The 4,115-nt window shown below is 62.9% G+C and carries 4 protein-coding genes and 1 pseudogene; 4 read left to right on the plus strand and 1 reads right to left on the minus strand.

Annotated elements, in window-relative coordinates:
- Window positions 1-392: 392 nt before the first annotated feature.
- The 3 genes and pseudogenes from MKK63_RS23695 (at window position 393) to MKK63_RS23705 (ending at window position 2,611) form a co-directional block, all read left to right on the plus strand.
- Complete coding sequence (locus MKK63_RS23695; protein WP_244006141.1) at window positions 393-554, plus strand: hypothetical protein; 162 nt, start codon at window positions 393-395, stop codon at window positions 552-554.
- Window positions 555-637: 83 nt separating this feature from the next.
- Window positions 638-1,810, plus strand: a pseudogene (locus MKK63_RS23700) (YihY/virulence factor BrkB family protein).
- A 219-nt stretch (window positions 1,811-2,029) separates the two neighbouring features.
- Complete coding sequence (locus MKK63_RS23705) at window positions 2,030-2,611, plus strand: recombinase family protein (RefSeq protein ID WP_244006142.1); 582 nt, start codon at window positions 2,030-2,032, stop codon at window positions 2,609-2,611.
- A 63-nt stretch (window positions 2,612-2,674) separates the two neighbouring features.
- Here MKK63_RS23705 and MKK63_RS23710 read toward each other — a convergent pair whose 3' ends face one another.
- On the minus strand, window positions 2,675-3,301 hold the full coding sequence (locus MKK63_RS23710) for a hypothetical protein (protein ID WP_244006144.1): 627 nt from the start codon (window positions 3,299-3,301) through the stop codon (window positions 2,675-2,677).
- A 324-nt stretch (window positions 3,302-3,625) separates the two neighbouring features.
- Here MKK63_RS23710 and MKK63_RS23715 point away from each other — a divergent pair, with 324 nt between their 5' ends.
- Window positions 3,626-4,027, plus strand: a complete 402-nt coding sequence (locus tag MKK63_RS23715) for a hypothetical protein (protein ID WP_244006146.1) — start codon at window positions 3,626-3,628, stop codon at window positions 4,025-4,027.
- Window positions 4,028-4,115: the final 88 nt, after the last annotated feature.

Here is a 4,115-nt window from a genome sequence, read left to right on the forward strand (position 1 = left end):
GCGGCACGAACTCGTGCAGCGAGGGCGGCAGCAACCAGCCCTGATCCACATCCCAGGAGCGAAACACCTTGGCCATGAGCCAAGTGAATCACCCTCCGGCCCCGCCGTCGAGAGGATTACTCGGACGGGCTCCTAGCTGACAGACGGGTCAGGTCAACCGCGGCGCTCGATGCCGTTCGTGGCGCCACAGAGCCACTGCAACACGACGAGCCTCGTAGGTCCGCCGAAGCGATGACCCGAGATCACCCTGTCCTTCCGGGGAGAAGGCATAGGTCAGCACCCCGTCCGGTCCATAGTTTCGGCGCATCTCCTCACGCCAGAGGCCATCAGCTGCCGCGAGGGCGGACTCTGTGAGGGCAAGGCGGGCAGGGCCCGGCGAGGATGAAAGCTGAGTGTTCATCTCAGCCAACGTGCCGAACATATCGAAGGTCCGTCTCGACACCCATCCCGCCGCCCGCCATCTTGAGCGCATGCCTGCGCAGCACGGTCAGACCTACGATCCGAAGGAGGAGCCGACGCCGCGTACCGGCTTCTGCGCTCACTGGCCGATTTAAAGCTGGTCACTGCAACGTCCGAGGCAACCCCTCGTTGCCATGAGTAGTGCTGCGTTGCAGCCTGACATACGCGGGATCAGACCATGACACCCTCCCGCCCCCGCCCCGTGCGGTCGGACTCAGCCACGGAAGGCAGCTCTCTCGCCTGGACCCTGGCTTTGGCCACTGCCCTTATCGGCATCGTGGCCCTCCCGCGCCGCGCAGTCCGCGCAACACCCAACGCTCAGAATACGCCGGATGACGAAGCTGGACCGGCGCGCCGGTCATCGCCCTCTCACAGTGGTAGCGATGCTCATGAAGTAGCTCGCACCTAGGCTGACCGCGGCCGCCAAGCGTCGAAGCCCACCGAGATCCCTGCCAAGGGTTGGAAAGACATCGCACTGCGTACCTACCGGGACGTCGGTGAGAACCGGATCATGCTGGTCTCGGCCGGCGTCACCTTCTTCGCCCTGCTGGCGATCTTCCCCGCGATCGCCGCTTTGGTGTCCGTCTACGGCCTTGTGGCGGATGCCTCGACCATCAACGATCAGCTCGCCAGCCTTCAGGGGATCATGCCCCAGGGCGCGCTCGACATCCTGAGCGACCAGGTCAAGAACCTGAACGAGAAGGGCAATGCGACTCTCGGCCTAAGCCTGCTCCTGAGCGTCGCCCTGTCGGTGTGGAGTGCCAACGGCGGCATGAAGCACATCTTCGACGCGCTCAACCTCGTCTACAACGAGCGCGAGAAGCGCAATTTTCTCGTCCTCAACCTCGTCTCGCTGGCGTTCACAGCGGGCGCGCTGCTGTTCCTGATCCTGGCGCTCGCTGCAGTCGTGGTGCTGCCGGTGGTGTTTGAGTTCATCGGCATCGGCAAGGACACGTGGTGGCTGGCTCTGCTGCGTTGGCCCGTGCTGCTGCTCGCCGTGCTCGGCGGCCTGGCGGTGCTGTACCGCTACGGCCCGAGCCGGGATGCGCCGCGCTGGCACTGGGTCACTGGCGGGAGTGCTGTAGCAGCGGTACTTTGGCTTGGAGGCTCGCTGCTATTCTCATGGTACGTCGGCCACTTCGGCAGCTACAACAAGACCTACGGGTCGCTTGGGGCGGCGATTGGGTTCATGACGTGGATCTGGATCTCGACGATCATCGTGCTGCTGGGCGCTCAGATGAACGCCGAGACGGAGCATCAGACCGCCGAGGACACCACGGTGGGCGAGCCTCAGCCCCTTGGCACGCGGGGAGCGAAGATGGCCGACAGCGTCGGCGCTGCGACGGAATAAGCGGCTACGGCCTGACACCCGCGCTATGCGACACCTCGATGAGCGGCTTCTGTCAAAACGCAACGACAGGTAGTGCGGTCACTAATGTCGGATATTCGACCGTTTTCCCGACGATCTGAATGAGCCAGACCTGAGCCACTCTAAACAGCCTCATTTCTGTCGGAGAAACGTGTCGGCTTTTCTATTGCCGTATAAACGCGGTTTTGGCACTATCCCGACATGCTCGTTGGATATGCCCGCGTCTCCACCCTCGACCAGAACCTCGACCTCCAGCGCGACGCGCTGATCAAGGCCGGGTGCAAGCGCATCTTCGAGGAGAAAAAGTCCGGCAAGGCCGGGACCAAGCGACCGGAGTTTGAGGCGGCGCTGGCCTACCTGCGCCCCGAGGACGTGCTCGTAGTGTGGAAGCTCGACCGGCTCGGCCGGTCCCTCGTCGAGATGATGCGCACCATCGACGGCTTAAGGGTAAAGGACGTGCACTTCCGCTCGCTCACCGAGCAGTTCGACAGCGCCACGGCACACGGTCGCTTCGCCCTGCAGATGCACGGCGCCATGGCCGAGTATTTCCTCGATCTCAACCGCGAGCGCACCATGGAAGGCTTGAAGGCGGCACTCGCACGTGGCCGCAAGGGCGGAAGACCGAGAAAGCTGAGTGAGGATGACATCGCGGTCGGCCGGGCTTTGCTGGCCGCCGGCACGATCAGCGTCGCCGACATCGCCAAGCGGCTCGGGGTCAACCGGGACACCTTCTACAGTTACTTCCCACGCGCGCGTGCCAACAGCGCGGCTGTCCAGCGCTGAGCTGGACGAACTTTGGGACGACGCCCCTTTTTTTATAGACGGGAAAAATTCTTGCCCCTCATGTTAGACGCGTAGTCCGAGCTTGCGCGCAAAAGCCACAAGGTTGGCGTCGCAGATCGCCTCGACATCGCAGATCCTATCTAGCTCACGCTCGAACGTGGCCCATCGCATGCCCTTTGGCTTGAAGATTGGGTCGCCGATGCCGCCGCTGGCGCCGAGGCGGTGGCGCAGCTTGAACGCCTGGGAGATCGCTCGGTCGTGCGCTGTCTCGCGCTGAGACCGGTAGCCGAGGCGGTAGGCCTTGCGCGAGGCGAAAGTCAGGGCACCGGGCGGTAGGTACAGCTTCGTGGCACGGGTACCGAGCTTGGGGCAGACGAACCACCAGCGTCGGCCGCCGAAGGGCTGAGATGTCGTCTCAAGCTCGATCCAGTAGTCAAAGTCGTGCTTGTTGCCGTCCCGACGGCTGGTCGTGTAGTTTAAATGCATACGGCCGCAGTCTGCGCCGAGATCACTGCCATATCCGACTGAGCCGACATGCGCCCCGGTGCGGGTGTTCGTCCACGTTAGGCTGCCGGCCAGGGCAAGCCCGGGCACGAGGCTGCGCTGCTTGAGCAGGCGGGGGAGATCCAGCGTCAGCCCGTCGTCAGTCGTCGGCCGCCCACCCCAGCGCCCGCTACCGTACCCACCCATCGTGACACCCCATGGGACGATCGTACCTCGTTTCAGCGGCGGTCTTGCCGCCTATCCGACACCGTAGCTGGTAGCAAGATTATCCGAAATCATGTGCGGATCGGGTATATTTTTCAAACTCGGATCAAGGCTCGACACAGCTCACGAGAACCTCCGCAGAGCCGAGGGATGGTCTCAAATCTTGTGATCGGCTGTGAGCACCACCCGTGTCAGAACATCTGACAACGCGCCATCCACAGGCTTCGAATTAGAACAAGACAGGAACGGATTGGAGACCTAGTTTGGGAACGTGACTCGTACACGTTCTGAGGGATCGATCGACCCATGGCTCAGCTGGATGGATGGTCGTGGCTGATCGAACCGGGCGCCGAGCGACTCGTCAAACGCGATCGTCCTCTCACCTTCAACTGGCATCCGCGGACAGACGAACTCCTGGGGTCGTCCGTGCTCATCCCGACGCTGAGCGCGGCTGCTGAGATCGCTCGCCAACGCATCATCGCGGAAGCTATGCTCGCCCATGAGGAGGGGCGTTACGTTTCATATTCCCGTCGCAAGACGTTCTACACCGGCCGGCGACGGTACAATGGCGTCGCTTTCACCTACACGAACGTGATCTTGGTCGTCGAGGATCTGCTGCGGCAAGGCCTGATCGAAGAGGAACGGGCATTGCCCGGTCAGCTAGGAGCCCGTCCGAGTAATCCTCTCGACGGCGGGGCCGGAGGGTGATTCACTTGGCTCATGGCCAAGGTGTTTCGCTCCTGGGATGTGGATCAGGGCTGGTTGCTGCCGCCCTCGCTGCACGAGTTCGTGCCGC

The sequence above is a fragment of the Methylobacterium sp. J-088 genome, assembly GCF_022829295.1.
Classification (GTDB): Bacteria; Pseudomonadota; Alphaproteobacteria; order Rhizobiales; family Beijerinckiaceae; genus Methylobacterium.

Bases quoted from the DNA above. Each gene is read 5' to 3' on its own strand.
- MKK63_RS23705 (WP_244006142.1), top strand. From the start codon at position 2,030: ATGCTCGTTGGATATGCCCGCGTCTCCACCCTCGACCAGAACCTCGAC.
- MKK63_RS23715 (WP_244006146.1), top strand. From the start codon at position 3,626: ATGGCTCAGCTGGATGGATGGTCGTGGCTGATCGAACCGGGCGCCGAG.
- MKK63_RS23710 (WP_244006144.1), bottom strand. From the start codon at position 3,301: ATGGGTGGGTACGGTAGCGGGCGCTGGGGTGGGCGGCCGACGACTGAC.